Origin of the sequence: Cobetia marina (assembly GCF_001720485.1) — a bacterium.
In the GTDB taxonomy this organism is placed as follows: Bacteria; Pseudomonadota; Gammaproteobacteria; order Pseudomonadales; family Halomonadaceae; genus Cobetia; species Cobetia marina.
Genome location: NZ_CP017114.1, coordinates 509,909 through 534,219, shown reverse-complemented (window position 1 = coordinate 534,219; position 24,311 = coordinate 509,909). Strand labels below are relative to the sequence as shown.

Here is a 24,311-nt window from a genome sequence, read left to right as displayed (position 1 = left end):
TATGAATCATGCTGACCGATATGTCGTCTATCCTGTCGCAATCCCGGCGGTTTGCCTGTGCAAACCCCTTGGGTGTTATATGGTCAAGCCTCACGGGCAATTAGTACTGGTTAGCTCAACACATTGCTGTGCTTCCACACCCAGCCTATCAACCTTGTAGTCTTCAAGGGCCCTTCAGGAGGCGCAAGGCCTCAGGGAAGTCTCATCTTGAAGGGGGCTTCCCGCTTAGATGCTTTCAGCGGTTATCCCGTCCGAACGTAGCTACCGGGCAATGCCATTGGCATGACAACCCGAACACCAGAGGTTCGTCCACTCCGGTCCTCTCGTACTAGGAGCAGCTCTTCTCAAACTTCCGACGCCCACGGCAGATAGGGACCGAACTGTCTCACGACGTTCTAAACCCAGCTCGCGTACCACTTTAAATGGCGAACAGCCATACCCTTGGGACCGACTTCAGCCCCAGGATGTGATGAGCCGACATCGAGGTGCCAAACACCGCCGTCGATGTGAACTCTTGGGCGGTATCAGCCTGTTATCCCCGGAGTACCTTTTATCCGTTGAGCGATGGCCCTTCCATACAGAACCACCGGATCACTAGAACCTACTTTCGTACCTGCTCGACGTGTCTGTCTCGCAGTCAAGCACCCTTATGCTCTTGCACTCAATGCACGATTTCCAACCGTGCTGAGGGTACCTTCGTGCTCCTCCGTTACTCTTTAGGAGGAGACCGCCCCAGTCAAACTACCCACCATACACTGTCCTCGATCCGGATAACGGACCTGAGTTAGAACGCCAATGATGTCAGGCTGGTATTTCAAGGTTGGCTCCACCGCATCTGGCGACGTGGTTTCAAAGCCTCCCAGCTATCCTACACAGACAACATCAGCATCCAGTGTAAAGCTATAGTAAAGGTTCACGGGGTCTTTCCGTCTAGCCGCGGGTACACAGCATCTTCACTGCGATTTCAATTTCACTGAGTCTCGGGTGGAGACAGCGTGGCCATCATTACGCCATTCGTGCAGGTCGGAACTTACCCGACAAGGAATTTCGCTACCTTAGGACCGTTATAGTTACGGCCGCCGTTTACCGGGGCTTCGATCAAGAGCTTCGGACGAATCCTAACCCCATCAATTAACCTTCCGGCACCGGGCAGGCGTCACACCCTATACGTCCGCTTGCGCGTTTGCAGAGTGCTGTGTTTTTAATAAACAGTTGCAGCCACCTGGTATCTTCGACCGGTAAGAGCTTACGGAGCAAGTCCTTCACTCGAACCGGTGCACCTTCTCCCGAAGTTACGGTGCCATTTTGCCTAGTTCCTTCACCCGAGTTCTCTCAAGCGCCTTGGTATTCTCTACCTGACCACCTGTGTCGGTTTGGGGTACGGTCGCATGTGATCTGAAGCTTAGAGGCTTTTCCTGGAAGCGTGGCATCGATGACTTCCTGACCGTGGTCAGTTCGTCTCGCATCTCGACCTCAGAGGAACCGGATTTGCCTGATTCCTCGGCCTACATGCTTTCACCAGGACAACCAACGCCTGGCTCACCTAGCCTTCTTCGTCCCCCCATCGCAACCACATCCGGTACGGGAATATTAACCCGTTTCCCATCGACTACGCGTTTCCGCCTCGCCTTAGGGGCCGACTCACTCTGCTCCGATTAACGTAGAACAGAAAACCTTGGTCTTCCGGCGGGGGAGTTTTTCACTCCCCTTATCGTTACTCATGTCAGCATTCGCACTCGTGATACCTCCAGCAGACTTCTCAATCCACCTTCATTGGCTTACACGACGCTCCTCTACCGCTCATCCATAAGGATGAACCCGTAGCTTCGGTACCTGATTTAGCCCCGTTATATCTTCCGCGCAGGCCGACTCGACTAGTGAGCTATTACGCTTTCTTTAAAGGATGGCTGCTTCTAAGCCAACCTCCTAGCTGTCTGAGCCTTCCCACATCGTTTCCCACTTAATCAGGATTTTGGGACCTTAGCTGACGGTCTGGGTTGTTTCCCTTTTCACAACGGACGTTAGCACCCGCTGTGTGTCTCCCACGCTGCACTCACTGGTATTCGGAGTTTGCCTCGGGTTGGTAAGTCGGGATGACCCCCTAGCCGAAACAGTGCTCTACCCCCAGCGGTGATACGTGAGGCGCTACCTAAATAGCTTTCGAGGAGAACCAGCTATCTCCGGGCTTGATTAGCCTTTCACTCCGATCCACAGCTCATCCCAGCATTTTTCAACATACTTGGGTTCGGGCCTCCAATTGATGTTACTCAATCTTCACCCTGGCCATGGATAGATCGCCCGGTTTCGGGTCTATACCCTGCGACTGGTCGCCCAGTTAAGACTCGCTTTCGCTACGCCTCCCCTATACGGTTAAGCTCGCCACAGAATATAAGTCGCTGACCCATTATACAAAAGGTACGCGGTCACACCACGAAGGTGCTCCCACTGCTTGTACGCATACGGTTTCAGGATCTATTTCACTCCCCTCGCCGGGGTTCTTTTCGCCTTTCCCTCACGGTACTGGTTCACTATCGGTCAGCCAGGAGTATTTAGCCTTGGAGGATGGTCCCCCCATGTTCAGTCAAGGTTTCTCGTGCCCCGACCTACTCGATTTCACGATACTCAGACTTCGACTACGGGACTATCACCCTGTATCGTCAAGCTTCCCAGCTTGTTCGTCTGTCAGTTGTATCGCTTAAGGGCTGGTCCCCGTTCGCTCGCCGCTACTTGGGGAATCTCGGTTGATTTCTTTTCCTCCGGGTACTTAGATGTTTCAGTTCCCCGGGTTTGCCTCTATAGGTTATGTATTGGCCTATAGATACTCACCTGATGGTGAGTGGGTTTCCCCATTCGGAAATCGTTGGGTCGCAGGGTATTTGCCACCTCGCCAACGCTTATCGCAGGCTATCACGTCCTTCATCGCCTCTGGCTGCCAAGGCATCCACCGTATGCGCTTAATCGCTTGACCATATAACCCCAAGGGGTCTGTCAAGGATTACGAATCTGTCGGACCTCTCCGACATATCGTTTTGATGGAGATGTGCTTGGCGCACATTCCATCGTCAGCATGATTCACATTGTTAAAGAGCGGCTGTTCAGAGAACAGTGAGAAGTCACACAACCTTCTCGAGGAAGGCGATATGCTTGTCACTGTGAACTGTCAGCATTATCAGGTAGTAGAAGCTTGAACCGGAACTTGATGGTGGAGCCAAGCGGGATCGAACCGCTGACCTCCTGCGTGCAAGGCAGGCGCTCTCCCAGCTGAGCTATGGCCCCAAAAGTCGGCAAACCGTGTCGACAAAAGCACGAAGCTTTTGGTGGGTCTGGGCAGATTTGAACTGCCGACCTCACCCTTATCAGGGGTGCGCTCTAACCAACTGAGCTACAGACCCGACACTACTACTCGATAAACTAACTTGATCAGGTAATTCGTTGTGAGCACTTGCCGCGAGCAGTAGACAGTGTCGATAAGGAGGTGATCCAGCCCCAGGTTCCCCTAGGGCTACCTTGTTACGACTTCACCCCAGTCATGAACCACACCGTGGTGATCGCCCTCCCGAAGGTTAGGCTAACCACTTCTGGTGCAGTCCACTCCCATGGTGTGACGGGCGGTGTGTACAAGGCCCGGGAACGTATTCACCGTGGCATTCTGATCCACGATTACTAGCGATTCCGACTTCATGGAGTCGAGTTGCAGACTCCAATCCGGACTGAGGCAAGCTTTATGGGATTGGCTCCACGTCGCCGTATTGCAACCCTTTGTACTTGCCATTGTAGCACGTGTGTAGCCCTACCCGTAAGGGCCATGATGACTTGACGTCGTCCCCACCTTCCTCCGGTTTGTCACCGGCAGTCTCCTTAGAGTTCCCGACATTACTCGCTGGCAAATAAGGATAGGGGTTGCGCTCGTTACGGGACTTAACCCAACATTTCACAACACGAGCTGACGACAGCCATGCAGCACCTGTCTCAGAGTTCCCGAAGGCACCAATCCATCTCTGGAAAGTCCTCTGGATGTCAAGGGTAGGTAAGGTTCTTCGCGTTGCATCGAATTAAACCACATGCTCCACCGCTTGTGCGGGCCCCCGTCAATTCATTTGAGTTTTAACCTTGCGGCCGTACTCCCCAGGCGGTCAACTTATTGCGTTAGCTGCGCCACTAAGTCCTCAAGGGACCCAACGGCTAGTTGACATCGTTTACGGCGTGGACTACCAGGGTATCTAATCCTGTTTGCTACCCACGCTTTCGCACCTCAGTGTCAGTGTCAGTCCAGAAGGCCGCCTTCGCCACTGGTATTCCTCCCGATCTCTACGCATTTCACCGCTACACCGGGAATTCTACCTTCCTCTCCTGCACTCTAGCCAAGCAGTTCCAGATGCCGTTCCCAGGTTGAGCCCGGGGCTTTCACACCTGGCTGACTTAGCCACCTACGCGCGCTTTACGCCCAGTAATTCCGATTAACGCTTGCACCCTCCGTATTACCGCGGCTGCTGGCACGGAGTTAGCCGGTGCTTCTTCTGCGAGTGATGTCTTTCCTCGGGAGTATTAATCCCGAAGCGTTCTTCCTCGCTGAAAGTGCTTTACAACCCGAAGGCCTTCTTCACACACGCGGCATGGCTGGATCAGGCTTTCGCCCATTGTCCAATATTCCCCACTGCTGCCTCCCGTAGGAGTCTGGGCCGTGTCTCAGTCCCAGTGTGGCTGATCATCCTCTCAGACCAGCTACGGATCGTCGCCTTGGTGAGCCGTTACCTCACCAACAAGCTAATCCGACATGGGCTCATCCGATAGCGCAAGGTCCGAAGATCCCCTGCTTTCTCCCGTAGGACGTATGCGGTATTAGCCTGAGTTTCCCCAGGTTGTCCCCCACTATCGGGCAGATTCCCATGCATTACTCACCCGTCCGCCGCTCGACGCCTTCTAGCAAGCTAGAATCGTTTCCGCTCGACTTGCATGTGTTAAGCCTGCCGCCAGCGTTCAATCTGAGCCATGATCAAACTCTTCAGTTGAAAGCTTGATAGTCTGTTAAGCAGACCAAACTTGGTTCAGAGTCAAACTTCTCGTGAGAGGCTTGCTCCGATATTTGGTGACCTTGTCACCACTCATCGGCAAGCGCTCACACGAATTACCTGATCAAATTTTTAAAGAGCGTCGCTGTTAAGCGAGGAGGCATATTCTATCCGGAACGCTTGAGAAGTCAAGCACTTGATGATGAGTCAATCGACTGCCTCTAAGCATCATTCAGTGGTGAGGAGCGTTGCCCGATCACCTGTTCCGTAAGGAGTGCGGCGTATTCTAGCGAATCGCCCGGAATTGTCAATCGATGATTTGGAAGCGGACTTCAAAAACATCAAACAAAACAATCACCTGCAAACCTCTTTCACCGCTGGTAACGCCATGCGTCCCCGGCAGCGGATGCGTACTTTACGCATTCACCGGCCTGATTTCAAGGCCCTGTGGATAAAAGATTCATCCACATGCCCTCCAGGACGACTCCCCTTCTGACCCCGTGACAAAACTGGCCACCTTGCAGCCGCCTCGGCGCGGCTGATCTTGTCAGGCGACACGCGCTTCGCGCTCTGAGGAATGTGCCATGGCCGCAGCCATCACGAGGTCTCGCCCCGCTGCCATCTCGCATACGCTGCCCACGATGATCAGGCAGGGTGTCGGCAGCGGGCATTCTGCCAGACGAGCCACCATGTCACCCAGGGTGCCGTGCAAGGCCTGCTGCTCGGGGAGGCTCGCATTGGCCACCAGCATCATCGGCCAGTCTGACGGCAGACCATGGCGCTGCAGCTCATCACAGATGGTGTCGAGGCGATTCAGCCCCATATAGAAGAGCAACGTTTCATCCCGGCGTGCCAGCTGCTGCCATTCGGGCTGGTCATTCCGGTTGCACAGCTGGGCGGTCACGAATCGCAGCCGCTGAGCATGAGTCCTGTCGGTGAGCGGCATGCCCAGCGAAGCTGCCGCACCGGCGGCCGCGGTGATGCCGGGAACGACATGACGGGTGATGCCAGCCTCATCAAGTGCCGCCAGCTCTTCTCCCATGCGACCGAAGATACCGGGATCCCCGCCCTTGAGCCTGACCACACGCATACCCTCCTTGGCCAGACGCACCATCAGCGCGCCGATCTCGTCCTGGGGTACGCTGTGATTGCCGCAGGCCTTGCCGACGTAATAGCGCTCACAGTGCATCGGGAGCTGAGCCAGAATCTCGTCACCGACCAGGCGATCATAGACCACGGCATCCGCTGCATTGAGCATTCTCCAGGCCTTGAGCGTCATCAGATCCGGATCCCCCGGCCCGGCTCCGACCAACGCGACCTGCCCCGGAAGAAGCCCGTCCCAGGCAGGCGTGATGGCCCCGGCATCAGCCCGTGATGGTGCCTGTCCGCCAATGGCACGCCACTCGCGACGCGACAGCAAGCCTTCCGTCAGCCGTGCCATGGAGATGCCGAGGGTTGCTGAATTGATGCTCGACGCCATCAGGTCACGCCATTTCCAACGAATCAGTCCGCTCATCGGATCGCTCCTCTTCCACAAGACGTTTGAGTTCAGGCAGGCAGGAGCCACAGCGAGTGCCGCAGGCCAATCGCGCCCCCAATGCTTCCACGCAACGGTCACCCGACTGGATGGCCTGCCGAATCGTGAGTTCGCCGACCTGATGGCAGGCGCATACCATCGTCCCGACATCCGCCTGACCAGAGAGGCGTCCGGCGAGGAGACTGCGACGCTCAAGTGCAGAAAGCTGGTCAGAGGCGAAACATTCCCCCAGCCAGGCAATGTTGGGCTGTCGGTCGGAGCGTGCCGCGCCAGCGGTGACCCTCAACCACCAGATCAGCCGTCCCTCACGAAAACCCGCGGCACTGATGCCTCCCTGTGCCACATCCTGTGCCCAGAGCCCCGCCTGAACACTCAGATGCCTTTCACACCAGAGCGCCCAATCCGGCTGCCCTTCTCCTGCCAGCTGACAGCGCACCAATGTCGCCTGCGGGATGCGCGCCCAATAGCATCCCTCGAGCTCTGTCATCGCGCCTGCAAGATCTTCATGCCCACCCCATACGCCAGGGGCGATCAGCAAGGTGGCCTGCCATTCACAGGGCAATGGCATGACATCGACCGCGCCATGCTTGGATTCCGGCTGACCGGAGAGAGGATCGACCAGGCCGGCCAGCAACGCCCCGGCGCGCCCGTGACTGGCGAAGTGATCATTCCAGTGCATGGGGATGAACACCTCACCCTGACGCTGGCCATGACTGATACGCACACGCGCACGATAGTCGCCACGCACGCTCCCCTGCTCATCACGCCCTGCAAGCTGCGCCAGAGCCCCGTCCTGCAGGCCGCGAGCCGCGGCATCCTGCGGGTGAAGCTCCACGAAGGGTTCGGCGCGATGATTCATCAGGCGCGCGCTGCGTGCAGTCCGTGTCATGGTGTGCCACTGATCACGAATGCGACCGGTATTGAGGCGCAGCGGTGTCGCATCACTCAGCGCCTGATGCGGCAATTGCGGGGTCACGGGCACCAGCCGCGCGCGACCATTGGGCGTATTGAAGGTGGCATCCTCGAACAGCCGCAATGTGCCGATGAGCTCCCCCTTCTCACCACGCCGTACCGGCCATTGAATCGGTCTGAGCGCGTCATAGCCCTCGCGATCCAGCTCGGCCAGCGGCGCGATGTTGAACAGCCGCCTGATCGAGGAAGCCGCCAGAGGCTTGCTGCCCGCCTTGTGACGTGGCGCGACGTTGCGGAAGCCGGACAACCTGGCGTGCTCACGGAAGATCGCGTGGGGCCCCGAGTAGCCAAATGCCGCCTGGTACCCCATGCGCTTGCCGACCTCCGCCAGCTGCCACCAGTCGTGACGTGCCTCGCCCGGCGGTGCGAGCAACCCACGCTGACGCGAGATGCAGCGCTCGGAATTGGTGACGGTGCCATCCTTCTCGCTCCAGCTGCTGGCCGGCAACACCACATCGGCATACGCCAGGGTGTCGCTGTCCGCCATGCACTCGGAGACGATCACCAGCGGACAGGCCGCCAGCGCCGCACGTACGCGCGTACTGTCCGGCAGACTGACCGCCGGATTGGTCGCCATGATCCATAGCGCCTGTATCTCTCCACGCTCGATCGCCGCGAACAGTTCGACCGCCTTGTGCCCCGGCCCCTGAGGGATATTCGGGGCGTTCCAGAATTCACCGACCAGCTCCCGCGCGCCCGGCGTCTCGTAGTCCATGTGTGCCGCCAGCTGATTGGCCAGTCCACCGACTTCCCGGCCGCCCATCGCGTTGGGCTGTCCGGTGATCGAGAACGGTCCCGCCCCCGGCAGCCCGAGCTTGCCCCCGGCCAGATGGCAATTGATGATCGCATTGCCCTTGTCGGTACCGCTGGTCGATTGGTTCACACCCTGGGAGAACAGCGTCACCACATGCAACTGGGTCGCGAACCAGTAATAGAAAGTCTCGAGACGCTCCACATCGACATCACAGTCACGCGCGATTGCCGCCAGCGAGCAGTCTTCCCGCCTTGCCGCCTTGAGCGCCGCATCGAAGCCCTGGGTGTGCGCCTTCAGATAGAGGCGATCCAGGCGTCCGCGATCTGCCATGTAGGCCAGCAGACCATTGAAGAGACGCGCATCACTGCCGGGACGCAGGCCAAGATAGAGATCGGCGATCTCGCAGCTGTCGGTCACCCGGGGGTCGATCACCACGATTCGCAGCAACGGATTGTCGATACGCGCCTGCTTGAGCCGCTGAAACAGCACCGGATGGTTCCAGGCCAGATTGCTGCCGACCAGCACGACCAGCTCGGCACGCTCGAGGTCCTCGTAACTGCAGGGCACGGCGTCCGCTCCGAAGGCACGCTTGTGAGCCACGACGGCCGAGGCCATGCACAGTCGCGAATTGGTATCCAGATGAGGAGTACCGATGAAGCCCTTGAACAGCTTGTTGGCGACGTAATAGTCCTCGGTCAGCAGCTGCCCCGAGAGATAGGCGGCGATGCTTTCTCCGCCATGCGTCCTGCTCAAATCAGCAAAGCGTGCGGCGATCAGGTCCAGCGCCGTCTCCCAGCTCACCTCTCGCAATACCCCGGCCTCATCACGCACCTGCGGCATCGTCAGACGCCCATCGGCCGACAGCGTCTCGGCAAGCGCGGAGCCCTTGACGCAGAGCCGGCCATGATTGGCCGGATGCGCGACATCACCACTCAACGACACGATGCGCACACTGTCCTGGTCCTGCTCAAGCTCGACCGCCACACCACATCCGACACCGCAATACGGGCAGGTGGTGGTGGCACGACATCTAGCAGGTTGCGGGGCGTCTGGGGGATTCCTGACTTGCATCGACATCACTCCCTGGTGCATTGAGCACAGAACGTTGACCACGAAAAAGGCGCCTGACGACCGAGCACGAAGCGTGCGGTCATCAGGCGCCTTTGCCTGTTGCTGATATCTGTTCACTGACTAGGTATCTGACCCGGTTCGGGTCATCGCGCGGACTGACTGATCAAGCCGCCATTGGCCGGATGTAATGCCCGACGTCATTGCTGACGCGAACATGGATCCCTCAGTCATGTCTGCACATGAATGCGGTAAAAGAGGCAGATACCAGACCAATCATTTCTCTTTCTCTTTGATAACAGCAACTTGCACCATTCAGTCTCACCAGTCTGTCGACAGGAGCCGCAAGACCCTGCCGCTCACTCCGCCTTGTCGCACCAGCCCTGTGCATCCTTGAGACTTCCTGCACCATTCCCTCACGACAGGCGGCTCCCATGGCGCCTCAAGCCACTCGAAAACACCTGACCCTCGACATCGAAATACTCACAAACCAATGAAAGTTGGTGGTTTTTCGTCAGGCGGCACCAAATTCGCTGTATTCCTGACAGGTTGGGTCAATGACGACCCCGAATCGCAGGTCTCGCCGCGCATCCATGCGGATGCACGGCAGCCAACGGTCCGTCAGACCTGCCGCAGTCCCGAGTGACAGCCGTATCGTCGCGCAGCACTGCAACTCGCTATCCAATGCTTAGCCCTCATCTTCCAGGCAAAGGCGCCTGCTTGACGTCGTGAACTTCACGGCGGCAAGCAGGCGCTTTTTTTTTGCACTCGATATCCCATCGCAAGGAGGCAGCATGCATCCGTCATCTTCCACCGGCGACACGACCCCGCCCCTGATCATCATCGGTCATGGCATGGCGGCGCAGAAGCTGCTGGAGCAACTGGTCGCGCTGTCACCTGATCGCCAGCTCCCCTGGGCAGTCACGGTGATCGGTGAAGAGCCTCACCTGCCCTACAACCGCATTCAGCTCTCCCCACTATTGGCGGGCGAGACGCAAGCCGATGACCTGATCAGCCAGCAGGCCGACTGGTTCTCGCTGCATGGCATCACACGGATCAGCGGTGATCCCGCCTGTCAGATCGACCGCGCCGCCCGCTGTGTCGAGACCGCCAGCGGTCGCCGCATTCCCTATCAGCGTCTGGTGATCGCCACGGGGTCACGCCCGGCGCTGCCACTGCCGCTCCCCACTCACCTGCCTCAGGCACTGGATGCCAACGACTGGCCACCGGGACTGATGGGCTTTCGTGACCTCAGGAATGTCGAGCAGATGCAGGCCGCCTGTCGCACCGGAGCCGGTCACGACGGCAATGCCCTGGTGATCGGCGGCGGCCTGCTGGGGCTCGAAGCCGCCGAGGGCCTGCGCAAGGGTGGCCTTGAGGTGACGCTACTACAGCGCAGCGAGCGCCTGATGAACCGTCAGCTGGATGACGTGGCCGCTGGCTTGCTGGAGCAGGAGCTGAGCGAGCGCGGCCTCGAGATCATCACCGACGCGCATCTTGAGCAATGGCTCGAGACGCCGGCGGGCCGCATCACTGGCGTGCGTCTCAAGGATGGCCGTGAACTGCACGCCGGACTGACCATCGCCGCCACTGGCATCCGCCCCGAGATCACGCTTACGCGTGCTGCCGGCCTGGCCTGCCAGCGCGCTGTCCAGGTCGATGGCCACCTGCTCAGCAGTGACCCACATATTCACGCATTGGGCGAATGCTGTGAGGTGGAGGGCGAGACCTTCGGCCTGATCGAGCCCATCTGGGCACAGATCGAGGTGCTCGCACGCCATCTTCTTGAGCAAGCGACCCCGCCCTATCGCAATGCCCCCCTGGCGACCCGCCTCAAGGTCAGCGGTATCGACCTCTACAGCTGCGGCGAGCTGATGCCACATCCCACTGACGAGGTGCTGGTCTATCAGGACCATGCCCTGGGTGACTACCGCCGACTACTGCTGCGCGATGAGCGTCTGGTCGGGGTGGTGCTCTACGGCGATGTCAGTGCCGGCAACGCGCTGTTCGAAGCCCTCAAGGCAGGCACGCCACTGACAGCGATTCGTGACGACCTGCTGCTCATGCCCGCACAAGCGCTGGCACAACTGGACGAGACACCCTCTGGCCCACCGAATGACCCCGGCGGCAGAGCGACCCACCAGAACACTGCATCTCAACATCCTGATCGCGACACCACCCCTGACACCTTCGAGGAGGCCGCATGAAACACCTGATCATCATCGGCAATGGCATGGTAGGCCATCATTGCGTCGAGCAGCTGATCGCGCTGGGCGCCACCGCGCACTACCAGATTCATGTCTTCGGCGAAGAGCGCCACATCGCCTACGACCGCGTACATCTCTCGGAGTACTTCACCGGACGCGATGCCGATTCTCTCGCGCTCGGCAGCGTGGAGGATTACGCCAGCGCCGGTATCACGCTGCACCTCGACGAGTGCGTCACGGCGATCGATCGCGACGGCGGCCATGTCATCACTCCCCAAGGGCGCTACCCCTACGACAGCCTGGTGCTGGCAACCGGCTCGACCCCCTTCGTGCCGCCCATCCAGGGCCTCGGTGAGCCGGGAAGCGAGGCCGCCGCCAGCAATCGTCTGGTCTACCGCACCCTGGAGGATCTTGATCAGATTCGCGCTGCCGCCGATGGCAAGACACATGGCGTGGTGGTCGGCGGTGGCCTGCTGGGACTTGAGGCCGCCAATGCCCTCAAGTCACTCGGCCTGGAAGCGCATGTCGTCGAATTCGCGCCACGCCTGATGCCGGTGCAGCTGGATGAGGATGGCGGCCTGGCACTCAAGCAACACATCACTGCGCTGGGCGTGGGAGTGCACCTCAATCGCGCCACCACCGACATCGTGCCCGGCGAGGAGTACCAGTGGCGGATGAATTTCTCCGACGGTGAGCATCTGGAAGCGGATCTGATCGTCTTCTCCGCCGGTATCCGTCCTCAGGATGCACTGGCACGCAGCGCCAGCCTCGAGATCGGCGAGCGCGGCGGCATCATCATCGATGACGAATGCCGCACCTCGGACCCGGAAATCTTTGCCATCGGCGAGTGCGCCCTGTGGCAATCGCGCATCTTCGGGCTGGTCGCGCCCGGCTATCAGATGGCACGCGGCGTGGCGTCCCTGCTGGCCGCCAGCACAGGCGATGCCACAAGCGATGCGCAGGAGCGCTTCCGCTTCCAGGGCGCCGACATGTCCACCAAGCTCAAGCTGCTGGGGGTGGATGTCGGCTCCATCGGCGACGCCCACGGCAAGACCGAGGGCGCAATCAGCTATCGCTACTGTGACGAGGCCGACGGCGTCTATCGCCGCCTGATCGTCTCGCAGGACCGCAAGCAGGTGCTGGGCGCGGTGCTGATCGGCGACAACTCGCGCTACGACACCCTGCTGCAGTACGTCACCAATGGCATCACGGCACCCAAGGACCCGGCGGCACTCATCCTGCCGGATGCCAGTGGCGAAGCCATCACGCTGGGCGCGGATGCCCTGCCCGACAGCGCCACGCTGTGCTCCTGCCACAACGTCTCCAAGGGCGATGTCTGCAGCGCCATCGATGCCGGCAACAGTGATCTGGGCGCCATCAAGGCCTGCACCAAGGCTAGCACCGGTTGCGGAGGCTGTGCGGCGCTGCTCAAGAAGGTAGTGGATGCCGAGCTGGAAAGTCGTGGCGTCGAGGTCGATCGCTCACTGTGCGAGCACTTCGCGCACACGCGTCAGGAGCTCTACTCGCTGGTGCGCGTCGAAGGCATCGAGACCTTCGCCGAGCTGATGGCCAGCCACGGCCGCCATCCGGATGCCCTGGGCTGCGAGATCTGCAAGCCGGCGGTGGGCTCGATTCTGGCCTCGTGCTGGAACGCGCCGATCACCGAGTCCTCGCACATCCCGCTGCAGGACACCAATGACACCTTCATGGCCAACATGCAGAAGAACGGCACCTATTCCGTGGTGCCACGCATCCCCGGCGGCGAGATCACGCCGGACAAGCTGATCGCCATCGGCGAGATCGGCAAGCGCTACAACCTCTATACCAAGATCACCGGCGGTCAGCGCATCGACCTCTTCGGGGCCCAGCTGCATGAACTGCCGGACATCTGGAGCGAGCTGATCGCCGCCGGCTTCGAGACCGGCCACGCCTACGGCAAGTCCACCCGCACGGTGAAATCCTGCATCGGCAGCACCTGGTGTCGCTATGGCGTGCAGGACAGCATGGCGATGGCGCTGACGCTGGAAGACCGCTACAAGGGCCTGCGTTCCCCGCACAAGCTCAAGTTCGCCGTCTCCGGCTGTACTCGTGAATGCGCCGAGGCCCAGAGCAAGGATGTCGGCGTGATCGCCACCGAGAACGGCTGGAACCTCTACGTCTGCGGCAACGGCGGCATGCGCCCTCGTCATGCCGAGCTGTTCGCGACCGACCTGGATGACGAGAGCCTGATCCGCACCATCGACCGCTTCCTGATGTTCTACATCCGTACCGCCGACCGCCTGCAGCGCACCTCCGTCTGGCGCGAGGGCCTCGAGGGCGGCCTCGACTATCTGAAAGAGGTGATTCTCGAGGACAGTCTGGGGCTTGGTGAGACCCTCGAAGAGCAGATGCAGCAGGTGGTGGACCGCTACGAATGCGAATGGGCCAATGCCCTCAAGAGTCCCGAGAAGCTCAAGCGCTTCCGCCACTACGTGAATGACCAGCGACCCGACCCGGCCGTGGTCAACATCATCGAGCGTGACCAGATACGCCCGGCAAGCCGCGGCGAGCTGATCACCAGTGACGGCGGCTCTCTCGATGAGGGAACGGACTCAGGCATCAGCCTGGCAACAGAACTGACGGCCAACCTGGCCACGGAGGTGCGCTCATGACATCGCCTGCACTCGCTTCCACACCGCTCTCCACAGCGTGCCACACGGCACAGGACACGGCACCTGACACCTCAACCAAGGAGGAGTCGCCACTTCGCTGGGTGACACTCTGTCAGCGCGGGGACCTGGTGCCGGGCTCCGGGGTGGCCGCCTGGCTGGAACAGGCCGGCCAGGACTTCCAGATCGCGCTGTTCACGCTACCCTCCAGCGCGGACAGCGACGCCCTCACGCTGTTCGCCATCGACCATCATGATCCGGTATCCGGCGCCAACGTGATCGCCCGCGGTCTGCTGGGCGATCATGCCGGTGAGCCACTGGTGATCTCGCCGCTCTACAAGCAGCGCTATCGACTCAAGGATGGCCAATGCCTGGATGACGAGACGCTCTCGCTTCAGGTGTGGCCGGTTCGCCTCGAGGGGGATGCCGTGCAGATACAGTGCTAGCGGACAGGCCGATGCCTGAAAAGCACATAAGCTATTGATGACGTACGGATATGCTCGAAAAATGGCACATATTTGGTGCACAACCATGCTGCAACGCACCATGATCCGCCCGGCAATGCGCACGCCTCGACTCGCCTGACCGCCACCTGGCAGGCATCTGGCGAAGAGAAAACACTCAAGCTATTGATTTTGAATGACTTGCTAGAAATCTGGCACCAGGTATGCAATCTATAAAGCGAGATGGCAAATGGCGGCTATCTCGCATGGCGTGCTCATTGCTGAGTCGAGGATCCGGGACCGGCGTATCCCCCTCGATATACAATGGCATTTAAGTCCACCCACTTGGGTGGACTTTTTTTATGCCTGAAGTCATCGGCAAGCCATTGATTTTCTTTGCTTAAGAGCAAAACGCGCCACCCGCACCTTCTTGCTGACCTCGCTTCTCATCCCCACCCTCGCCGCTCATTTTTCTTCCCGCTGCTGACGACGCGCGATCCAGCGTTGGCATTCCCCGATGATGCCGCTGCGGAAGCTGAGCACGCAGACCACGAAGATGGCGCCCAGTATCACGCTGACCCAATCCCCCAGCGCGGACTGCGCCAGCTGATGCTGAAGCCCGATGACCAGTCCGGAACCCACCAGCGGCCCGAGCAGCGTGCCGACACCGCCCAGCAGTGTCATCAGGATCACCTCCCCCGACATGTGCCAGCTGGCATCGCCCAGCGAGGCGAGCTGGAACACCAGCGTCTTGGTCGCTCCCGCAAGGCCCGCCAGCCCCGCCGACAGCACGAAGGCGACCAGCTTGTAGGCATCGGTGTGATAGCCCAGCGAGATGGCACGCGGCTCGTTCTCGCGAATCGCCTTCAGCACCTGACCGAAGGGGGAATGCACCACACGGCGGATCAGGGCAAAGGCCGCCACGAAGATCGCGAACACGACGTAATAGAGCGTGTGGTTGTCCGCCAGATCGAACACGCCGAACAGCTCACCGCGCGGCACGCCATGCAGGCCATCTTCCCCATGGGTGAACGGCGCCTGGATGAAGAAGAAGAACATCATCTGTGCCAGGGCCAGCGTGATCATCGCGAAGTAGATGCCCTGCCGCCGGATGGCCAGCGCGCCGAACAGCGTGCCGAGCACCACGGCCCCCAAGGTGCCGGCCACGATGCCCAGCGCGGGACTCAGGCCCGGATACTCCGCGAGCAGAAAGCCGGTGATGTAGGCACCCGTGGCCAGGAAGGCGGCATGCCCGAAGGACAGTAGCCCCACGAAGCCGAGCAGCAGATTGAAGGCGCTCGCGAACAGCGCGAAGCACAGAATCTTCATCAGAAAGACGGGATAGGCGACCCAGGGCGCCAGCAACCCGAGCAGGAACAGCACGAGATACAGCACGCCCAGCGGGGTGATTCTGCGCGATGCGCTGCCTGCACGCGCGGCCTGGTGGTCCTGTTGCAGTACGGCCATGTCAGGCCTCCTTTCCGAACAGCCCGGCGGGGCGAAGCATCAAGACCATCACCATCACCACGAAGATCACGGTATTGGCGGCCTCGGGATAGAACACCTTGGTCAGCCCCTCGATCAGCCCCATCGCGAGCCCGGTGAGGATGGCACCGAGAATCGAGCCCATTCCACCGATGACCACCACCGCGAACACCACGATCAGCAGGCTCGAGCCCATGGTCGGCGAGACGGGATACAAGGGTGCGGCCAGCACGCCGGCGAAGGCGGCCAGCGCCACGCCCAGTCCGTAGGTCAGTGACACCATCAAGGGCACATTGATGCCGAAGGCCTGCACCAGCTCAGGATTCTCGGTTCCCGCGCGCAGATAGGCACCGAGACGCGTGCGCTCGATCAGGAACCAGACTCCGAAGCAGACCACCAGTGCCGCCACCAGCACCCAGGCGCGATAGGTGGGCAGGAACATGAAGCTCAGCTTGAAGCCGCCGCTCAGCGCCTCGGGAATCGGATAGCTCGACCCCGAGACACCGAACAGATTCACCAGCGTGCCCTCGAGGATCAGCGCCAGCCCGAAGGTCAGCAGCAGGCCATAGAGGTGATCAAGATGCTGGATGCGGCGCAGCAGGAAGCGCTCGACAACAATGCCCAGCGCCCCCACCACCAGCGGCACCACGATCAGCGCCGCCCAGTAATTGAGCCCCAGATACTGCGCCCCCAGCAGCGCCGCGAAGGCCCCCAGCATGTACTGGGCACCATGCGCGAAGTTGATGATGCGCAACAGACCGAAGATCACCGCCAGCCCCAGACTCAGCAATGCATAGAAGGCACCGTTGATCAGCCCCAGCATCAGCTGGCCGAACAGTACCATCAGGGGTATTCCAAGAATCATCGTCATCCGCTCAGTCCTTTTCAGCGCCCACTTGCGTCAGCCGTTCGGCGCTGCCGATCCCGTGATCAGCAGCGCCATGCAACGCGTTTCGCGGCTCGACTGACGTTCGCCTTCAGCCCTTGACCAGCTCGCACTGGCTGTCCGCCAGCGGTCGGTAGGCCTCAGCGCCGGGAATGGTGCGGATCACGTCATAGACGTCCCACTCGCCTTGGGACTCGGCGGGCGTCTTGACCTTGACCAGGTACATGTCGTGCACCATGCGCCCATCGGCACGGATGGTGCCGTTGTTGGCGAACATGTCATTGACCGGCGTCTCGCCCATCTTCGCCCGTACGGTGGCGGTGTCATCACTGCCGGTGGCTGCCACCGCATTCAGGTAATGCAGGGTGCTTGAGTAGATGCCGGCCTGGACCATGGTCGGCATGCGCGCATTGCGCTCGTAATAGCGCTGGGACCAGGCACGCGTCTCGTCATTGAGGTCCCAGTACCAGCCGGTGGTGAGCTGCAGCCCCTGCGCGACCTCAAGCCCCAGCGCGTGCACGTCGTTGAGGAAGATCAACAGCCCGGCCAGCGACTGCCCCGACTGCACCACGCCGAACTGACTCGCCGTGGTCAACGCATTGACGGTGTCCGCCCCGGCGTTGGCCAGCCCGACGATCTTGGCGCCGGAACCCTGCGCCTGCAGGATGTAGGAGGAGAAATCACTGGTCGGGAACGGATGACGCACCTTGCCGACGATGCTCCCGCCGTTCTCGGTCACCACCTTTTCCACATCTCCTTCCAGGGCATGACCGAAGGCATAATCCGCAGTCAGCAGGAACCAGCTGTCGCCGCCTTCATCGACGATGGCCTTGGCCGTGCCATGCGCCAGCGGATAGGTGTCATACACCCAGTGGACATGATTGGGCGTGCAATGCTCATTGGTGATGCTGGAGGCCGCCGAGCCGGAGACGATTCCCAGCGTGTCCTGTTCGGCGAGAATCCGCGTCACCGCGATACTTACCGATGAGGCCACCAGGCCTGCGACCATGTCGACATTCTGCTGATCGATCCAGCCGCGCACCGTATTGGCACCGACATCGGCGCTGTTGCGGTCATCGGCACTCAATACCTCGATCGGCATGCCGTTGACGCTGCCGCCGAAGTCCTCGACCGCCATCTTGAGCGCATCCAGGCCGCCCGGGCCTGCCAGGTCACGATAGGTACCCGACATGTCGGCCAGATAGCCGATCTTGATCACGCCGTCACTGATATCGGCCTGCGCGATTCCCGCCGACAGCAGTGACCCCATCATGAGCGCGGACAGCGGCCACAGGCGCCGGCGTGTGGCCGCCGTGATGCGGCGTGACAACGGTGATGCGACAGGGGTGGCGTTGGATGAAACGGTGGCGTGCATGACATCTCCAAACCGGTTTACCCGGCAATATTGTGATTGTTGTGGTGAGACGTACGGACTTCAGATTGGCGAATGCAACGGCGGTGCATGGCGGCAAGCCCGGTGCAGCTCACCCCGACCGGGAGTTCAGACCCCCAGTACCTTGTGCAGATATTCGTGGCGTGCCGGCAGCTCAGCGGCGGTGATCTCCTCAAGAATGGTGCCGTGCTCCATCAGGTAATGGCGGTCGGCCAGCGGTGCGGCAAAGCGGAAATTCTGCTCGACCAGCACGATGGTCATGCCGCGCGCCTTCAGCAGCATCAGCACCTCACCCAGCTTCTGATTGATGACCGGCGCGAGACCCTCGGTGATCTCATCCAGCAACAGCAGGTCGGCACCGGTTCTCAGGATGCGCGCCAGCGCCAGCATCTGCTGCTCGCCACCGGAGAGGCGCGTGCCCTGGCTGTTGCGCCGCTCATGCAGATTGGGAAACAGCGCGTAGAGCTCATCCAGCGACATGCCCTGATTCTGACCCTGACCTTGGCTCTGACCCTGGCCATGCCCTGCGCCCTTGACCATCGGTGGCAACAGCAGGTTTTCCTCGACGCTCAGACTCGAGAAGATGCCACGCTCCTCGGGGCAGTAGCCCACACCGAGATGGGCGATGTGATGCGGGGCCAGCTTCATGGTGTCGCGACCCTTGAGAAAGATCCCGCCACTGCGCCGCCCGACCATGTTCATGATCGCGCGCAGCGTGCTGCTGCGGCCGGCACCATTGCGACCCAGCAAGGTCACCAGCTCGCCGCGCCGCACCATCATGTTGACGCCATGCAGCACATGGGACTCGCCATACCAGGCGTTCAGCTCGCGCAGGCAGAGCTGCTCTTGCGGCGTGGCGGAGTCACTCGCAGGGGCCTGACGCTTGGCCGGGCTTTCCAGAATCTGGGTCATGAAACTTCCTCGCGCTGATCCGCTGTGACATCGGTCACCTCGCTGCCCAGATACGCCTCGCGCACCTCGGGGTCGGCCGATACGCTGGCGTAGTCGCCTTCCGCCAGCACGCGTCCGCGCGCCAGCACACTGATGCGGTCACACAGACGACTGACCACGCTCAGGTTGTGCTCGACCATCAGCACCGTGCGCCCACGTGCCGCGACGCGAATCAGCTCGACCACACGGTCTACATCCTCGGCGCCCATGCCCTGGGTCGGTTCATCCAGCAGCATCACCGTCGGCTCCAGTGCCAGCGTGGTGGCGAGCTCCAGCGCACGCTTGCGGCCATAGGGCAGACTGGCCGTCACTCGGTTGGCGTCCTCGCGCAGCCCCACCTCTTCCAGCAGATGCAGCGCCTGCTCATTGAGGCTGTCGAGGCTGCGCTCGGACTTCCAGAAGTGAAACGAGGTGCCCTGTGAGCGCTGCAGTGCCACCCGCACATTCTCGAGTACCGTCATCTGCGCGAAGACTGCGGATATCTGGAAGGAACGCACCAGCCCGAGACGCGCGATCTCATGCGAGCGCATGCGGGTGATCGACTTGCCACGATAGAGAATCTCGCCACGGGTCGCGGGCAGGAACCGGGTCAGCAGGTTGAAGACCGTGGTCTTGCCTGCGCCATTCGGTCCGATGAGCGCATGGATGTGGCCTTCCTGAATCTGCAGATCGACATCATCGACGGCGGTGAAACCACGAAAATCCTTGCTCAGGCCACGTGTCTCGAGGATGGGCGCCGTGGCAGAGACACCTCCACTGGCGCGCGGTCCCTGAATGGGAGGTGATGGCATGTCGGGTCTCCGTCCCTGTCCGGCAAGCCGGCAGTGTCTATGCGACAAGGCTGAGTGAAGAGGCGCTGGCGCCGCCCGACAGGGGCGTTGCACTCAGCGCAATTAACGTTAACGTAAACTAGAACACTGCCACTCACGCTGCCAGCCTCATCCCACGTCACTCGACCAATAGCCGATATATCAGTTTCTGCTTGATCATCGACAGGCGCGAAATATCGGGCATGGCGATGCCAGCGGCAGGTGATTGCCGCCAGGGCACGCGCAAGGGAACGATTCCTTGCCAGATATCAGGCGTCGGGTGGTGACGGTCGGTGAAAGAGACGCACAAAAAAGACGCCATCCCGGTCACGGAAATCCGTGCCGAGAGGCGTCAATGAGGGTTGCCGAGCACATGATCTCTGGCCGGAGACCATGCGTTAGCCTCCGAAGATGGCAAGACTTCAGAAGAGAAAAGAGAGCGTCGGAACAGGGAGCCGCATCAGCACTCGATGGCGTTGACGGCGAGCCCGCCCTTGGAGGTTTCCTTGTACTTGTCCTGCATGTCGCGGCCGGTGTCGCGCATGGTACGGATCGCCTTGTCCAGCGAGACGAAATGATCCCCATCGCCACACATCGCCATCTGGGCGGCGTTGATCGCCTTGACCGAGGCAATCGCATTGCGCTCGATGCAGGGAATCTGCACCAGGCCGCCGATCGGGTCACAGGTCAGCCCCAGATTGTGCTCGAGACCGATTTCCGCGGCGTTCTCGACCTGCTCCGGCGTCGCGCCCATCAGCTCGGCAAGGCCGGCCGCCGCCATCGCGCAGGCGGAGCCCACCTCGCCCTGACAGCCGACTTCCGCCCCGGAGATGGACGCGTTCTTCTTGCACAGGATGCCCACCGAGGCCGCCGTGAGCAGGAAATCGACCACATCCTCCTCGCGCGCATCCTCTTGGAATTTCATGTAATAGCTGAGCACCGCCGGAATGATGCCCGCCGCGCCATTGGTCGGCGCGGTGACCATGCGCCCACCAGCGGCATTCTCTTCATTGACCGCCAGCGCGAACAGGTTGACCCAATCCATCGCCGAGAAGGTCGAGGTGATGATCGACTTGCTGGACTCCACATCCAGAAGGCGCGCGTGCAGCCGCTTGGCACGCCGCTTGACGTTGAGCCCACCGGGCAGAATGCCCTCATGGCTGAGGCCGTTGTCGATGCATTCGTTCATCACCTCCCAGATGCGCCACAGACCGCGACGCACCTGAGCTTCGCTGCGCAACGAGCACTCATTGGCCATCATCAGCTCACTGATGCGCATCTTGTGCATGCGACACAGCGCCAGCAGCTCATTGGCGGTATTGAACTCATAGGGAAGGCGCAGGGTTTCGTCTTCCAGCAACGGATCACGCGCCGCTTCCACCTCATCGACCACGAAGCCGCCGCCTACCGAGTAGTAGACATTGCGGTACAGCTCCTCACGGTAGCCATGCGCCACCAGACGCATGGCATTCGGGTGATAGGGCAAGGGCTCGTCGTGCCACTGCATGTCGCGCACCCACACGAAGGGCACCGCGATGCGGTTGTCGAGCAGCAGCGTCTGGGATTCCAGCAGCTCCTCGACGCAGGGCTCGATGATGGTCGGGTCGATGGTCTCGGGCAGCTCACCCATCAACCCGAGGATGGCAGCCTTGTCGGTGCCATGCCCGACACCGGTCGCGGACAGCGAGCCATGCAGCTGCACCTCGATGCGCGCCACACGCTCGAGCAGATCCCTTGCGCGCAGCGTTTCCACGAATTGTGCGGCAGCGCGCATCGGGCCCACGGTATGCGAGCTGGACGGACCGACACCGACCTTGAAGAGATCAAATACGCTGATGGACATGACGACACCTCATCTCGAGTTCCCGCCGAGCCAGTGGCCGTGCGAGTGAATGACGCCATGATGAGGGAGGGGCACCACAGTCACAAACCATAAAAATTGCCCATGGCTTTAGTTTTACTAAACCATACGAGACAAAAACGGCGTAGACTGTGTCATAAGCGTCATCCCTGTTCAGTCAGTATCCATCTGTCGTCTCTTGCCAGCACGAGTTCCAGCATGCCCAAGCCCTCCGACTCGCCACTCGCCACGCCTCACCCCATCAGCCCACGCCACCTCAATGGCCAGACCCACGCCTGGCTTCAGGTATTCGCCTGCGCGGCGCGCCACGCCTCCTTCACGCGTGCCGCCGAGGAACTGCATGTCACCACGGGTGCAGTCAGCCAGCAGATCAAGCAGCTGGAGGAGCGGCTGGGCTTCAAGCTGTTTCTACGCCGTTCACGCGGGCTGGAACTGACGGGGGAAGGTGCGCGTCTGGCACGCGTGGTGGAGCAGTCCTACGGCGCAGTGGGGCTGGAGGTCAAGCGGCTGCGCAGCGGCCTGATGAGCGGCGTGCTGCGCCTGCGCTCGGTGCCGTCTTTCCTCTCGAAATGGCTGGCACCACGCCTGCCCCGCCTGCAGGCACGCTTCCCGGACATCGAGCTGCACGTACGTGCCGAGGACAGTGACTCACCCTTGCGCGAGGGGGATTTCGAGCTGGCGGTCGACCTCAACGATGGCCACTACCCCGGCATGCAGGTCACGGAGCTGATGGAAGAAGAGATCTTCCCCGTCTGCCACCCCGGCCTGATGCGCGGCCGCCCCCCACTGCGCAATGCTCAGGATCTCGCCTGGTACCCCCTCCTGCATGACGTCACTGCGTGGCGCGGCAGCCACGACCATGCCGAATGGGAATTCTACCTGGCGAGCATCGGCGCACCGGAGGTCAACGTTCAGCGTGGCTATACCTTCAATCGCAATCATCTCTCGATGGAAGCGGCCATCGCCGGCATGGGCGTCGCCATGGCAAGACGCACCCTGATCACCCATGAACTGAACAGCGGCATCCTGATTGCCCCGTTCGCGGAGCGCGTGCTGACCGGCAAGCGTTACGTCATCGTCCATCCCCACGGCACTCTGGACGATGGCCGTATCCAGGCCGTGCATGACTGGATCGTCGAAGAGGCCGAGCGCGACCGACTGAGACAGGGATGAGTGATTGATGACGCGACATCGATGCTCAAATGGCACCTCACAGTTTTCTTAAGGCAATATTAACCCGCCACCTTTGCATCGTTATAATGAGCAGGCAAACGACACCCTCACCCTGACAGGCAGTCCATGGACTGTCCGGAGAGTCCCTTGTCTCGCCTGACCTCACAGACACGACACCACCATACCGTCCCGCTGCCCATCAGCGCCGAACAGCCTCTTTATGGTCGCAAGCCGACCTCGCTGTTCATGCAGGCCTGCCTGCGCCTGGCCATCTATGCCCCCGTGGTGGCAGCGATGATGTCGCTGGTAATGCATGATGCCCATCACTTCGGCGATGTCGGCTTCAGCGAAGCCAGCTGGACGGAACACATGCAGAGCACCCTGCTGGCGCTGAGTGCCGCCACCATGTGGCTGGTACATTCACGCCTCCCGGATCTTCGCACCGTCAGCCTGCTGCTGTTCGGCCTGTTCGCAGCGTCATTGATCCGTGAACAGGACGCCATGCTCGATGGCATGCTCGGTGATGGCAGCTGGCAGATCCTGGTCAGCGTGGTCGCGATTCCGGTCATCATCGGCGTATGGCGCCATCGCACCCGCTTCGTGGCCGAGTTCGAACACTTCGGTCGCAGCTTCGCCTTCGGAGTGTTTGGCGCCGGCTTCCTGGCCACCTATGTCTTCTCGCGCCTCTATGGTCGCTCGGAGTTCTGGGAAACCCTGATGGGCAGCGCCTACCTGCGCTCGGTCAAGAATGCTGCCGAGGAAGTCACCGAACTGTTCGGCTACACCTTGATGGCGATCGCCGTGGCCGAAATCGTGCTGCTGGCCATTCGCATGGGTCGCCAGCGCCGTGCCCGACTGCGCGAACTCGACGCCGCACTCTGACGCACATCGCTTGAGTCCCTCTCCAGCGCCGCTGGAACCCCGAGAATCCCGCACGTTCGTGATACCGAAGAAGCCGCTGCTCACCATGAGCCGCGGCTTTTTTTCGGCCCTTGCCCGGCACCAACCCTCCGTCCGGGGATGAGAATGCCTGGACATCAAATGAGAATGATTATATTTTACTAAGCAGTGGATACCCTACAACTATCACCACTGCTCAGGAAAGACACCGACAA

At 60.8% G+C, this 24,311-nt stretch carries 13 protein-coding genes, 2 tRNA genes and 2 rRNA genes; 5 read left to right on the top strand and 12 right to left on the bottom strand.

All coding sequences use genetic code 11. The features are described 5' to 3' along the window. Positions 1–79 precede the first annotated feature (79 nt). The 6 genes from BFX80_RS02305 to BFX80_RS02280 all read right to left on the bottom strand — a co-directional run bounded on the left by BFX80_RS02305 (position 80) and on the right by BFX80_RS02280 (position 9,343). Positions 80–2,968: ribosomal RNA gene (locus tag BFX80_RS02305) — 23S ribosomal RNA — on the bottom strand. Between the two features lie 232 nt (positions 2,969–3,200). Further along, positions 3,201–3,276 (bottom strand) — tRNA-Ala (locus tag BFX80_RS02300). A gap of 39 nt (positions 3,277–3,315) precedes the next feature. After that, a tRNA-Ile gene (locus tag BFX80_RS02295) sits at positions 3,316–3,392 on the bottom strand. Positions 3,393–3,468: 76 nt separating this feature from the next. After that, positions 3,469–5,009, bottom strand: a 16S ribosomal RNA gene (locus tag BFX80_RS02290). Together the 16S and 23S rRNA genes with 2 tRNA genes alongside form the textbook arrangement of a ribosomal RNA operon. Positions 5,010–5,556: 547 nt before the next feature. Continuing rightward, on the bottom strand, positions 5,557–6,525 hold the full coding sequence (cobA, locus tag BFX80_RS02285; protein ID WP_240499644.1) for a uroporphyrinogen-III C-methyltransferase: 969 nt from the start codon (positions 6,523–6,525) through the stop codon (positions 5,557–5,559). Continuing rightward, positions 6,494–9,343, bottom strand: coding sequence for a nitrate reductase (locus BFX80_RS02280; protein WP_084207874.1), 2,850 nt, complete (start codon positions 9,341–9,343; stop codon positions 6,494–6,496). The genes cobA and BFX80_RS02280 overlap by 32 nt, the downstream gene beginning before the upstream one ends. 791 nt (positions 9,344–10,134) lie before the next feature. On the opposite strand from BFX80_RS02280, the gene BFX80_RS02275 reads away from it, so the two are divergent. From BFX80_RS02275 to nirD, 3 genes are read left to right on the top strand one after another with little or no spacing between them, the layout of a single operon-like run. Further along, positions 10,135–11,547, top strand: coding sequence for an NAD(P)/FAD-dependent oxidoreductase (locus BFX80_RS02275; RefSeq protein ID WP_084207873.1), 1,413 nt, complete (start codon positions 10,135–10,137; stop codon positions 11,545–11,547). Beyond that, on the top strand, positions 11,544–14,198 hold the full coding sequence (nirB, locus tag BFX80_RS02270) for a nitrite reductase large subunit NirB (RefSeq protein ID WP_084207872.1): 2,655 nt from the start codon (positions 11,544–11,546) through the stop codon (positions 14,196–14,198). Before BFX80_RS02275 ends, nirB begins: the two co-directional genes overlap by 4 nt. Next, the gene (gene nirD, locus BFX80_RS02265; RefSeq protein ID WP_077378144.1) at positions 14,195–14,641 is read left to right on the top strand and encodes a nitrite reductase small subunit NirD; all 447 of its coding nucleotides are present in this window, start codon (positions 14,195–14,197) and stop codon (positions 14,639–14,641) included. Before nirB ends, nirD begins: the two co-directional genes overlap by 4 nt. A gap of 462 nt (positions 14,642–15,103) precedes the next feature. Here the strand turns inward: nirD and BFX80_RS02260 are convergent, their stop codons facing one another. From BFX80_RS02260 to BFX80_RS02235, 6 genes are all read right to left on the bottom strand, one after another. Next, positions 15,104–16,105: a branched-chain amino acid ABC transporter permease gene (locus tag BFX80_RS02260; RefSeq protein ID WP_084207871.1), complete on the bottom strand. Its 1,002-nt coding sequence runs from the start codon at positions 16,103–16,105 to the stop codon at positions 15,104–15,106. A gap of 1 nt (position 16,106) precedes the next feature. Further along, complete coding sequence (locus BFX80_RS02255) at positions 16,107–16,994, bottom strand: branched-chain amino acid ABC transporter permease (RefSeq protein WP_084207870.1); 888 nt, start codon at positions 16,992–16,994, stop codon at positions 16,107–16,109. A 106-nt stretch (positions 16,995–17,100) separates the two neighbouring features. Next, a complete protein-coding gene (locus BFX80_RS02250; protein WP_127736652.1) occupies positions 17,101–18,282 on the bottom strand; it encodes an ABC transporter substrate-binding protein in 1,182 nt (393 codons plus the stop codon). A gap of 228 nt (positions 18,283–18,510) precedes the next feature. Then, complete coding sequence (locus BFX80_RS02245) at positions 18,511–19,314, bottom strand: ABC transporter ATP-binding protein (protein ID WP_084207868.1); 804 nt, start codon at positions 19,312–19,314, stop codon at positions 18,511–18,513. Further along, entirely contained in the window at positions 19,311–20,144 is an 834-nt protein-coding gene (locus BFX80_RS02240) for an ABC transporter ATP-binding protein (protein WP_084207867.1), read from the bottom strand. Before BFX80_RS02240 ends, BFX80_RS02245 begins: the two co-directional genes overlap by 4 nt. A gap of 478 nt (positions 20,145–20,622) precedes the next feature. Beyond that, positions 20,623–22,005 (bottom strand): L-serine ammonia-lyase, encoded by a 1,383-nt coding sequence (locus tag BFX80_RS02235; protein WP_077378125.1) that lies wholly within the window; start codon positions 22,003–22,005, stop codon positions 20,623–20,625. A 216-nt stretch (positions 22,006–22,221) separates the two neighbouring features. On the opposite strand from BFX80_RS02235, the gene BFX80_RS02230 reads away from it, so the two are divergent. Both BFX80_RS02230 and BFX80_RS02225 read left to right on the top strand, forming a co-directional pair. After that, positions 22,222–23,196: a LysR substrate-binding domain-containing protein gene (locus BFX80_RS02230; RefSeq protein WP_077378122.1), complete on the top strand. Its 975-nt coding sequence runs from the start codon at positions 22,222–22,224 to the stop codon at positions 23,194–23,196. A 147-nt stretch (positions 23,197–23,343) separates the two neighbouring features. Continuing rightward, positions 23,344–24,078 carry a hypothetical protein gene (locus BFX80_RS02225; protein ID WP_157109420.1) on the top strand — a complete coding sequence of 245 codons (735 nt, stop codon included), beginning with the start codon at positions 23,344–23,346 and terminating at the stop codon, positions 24,076–24,078. Positions 24,079–24,311: the final 233 nt, after the last annotated feature.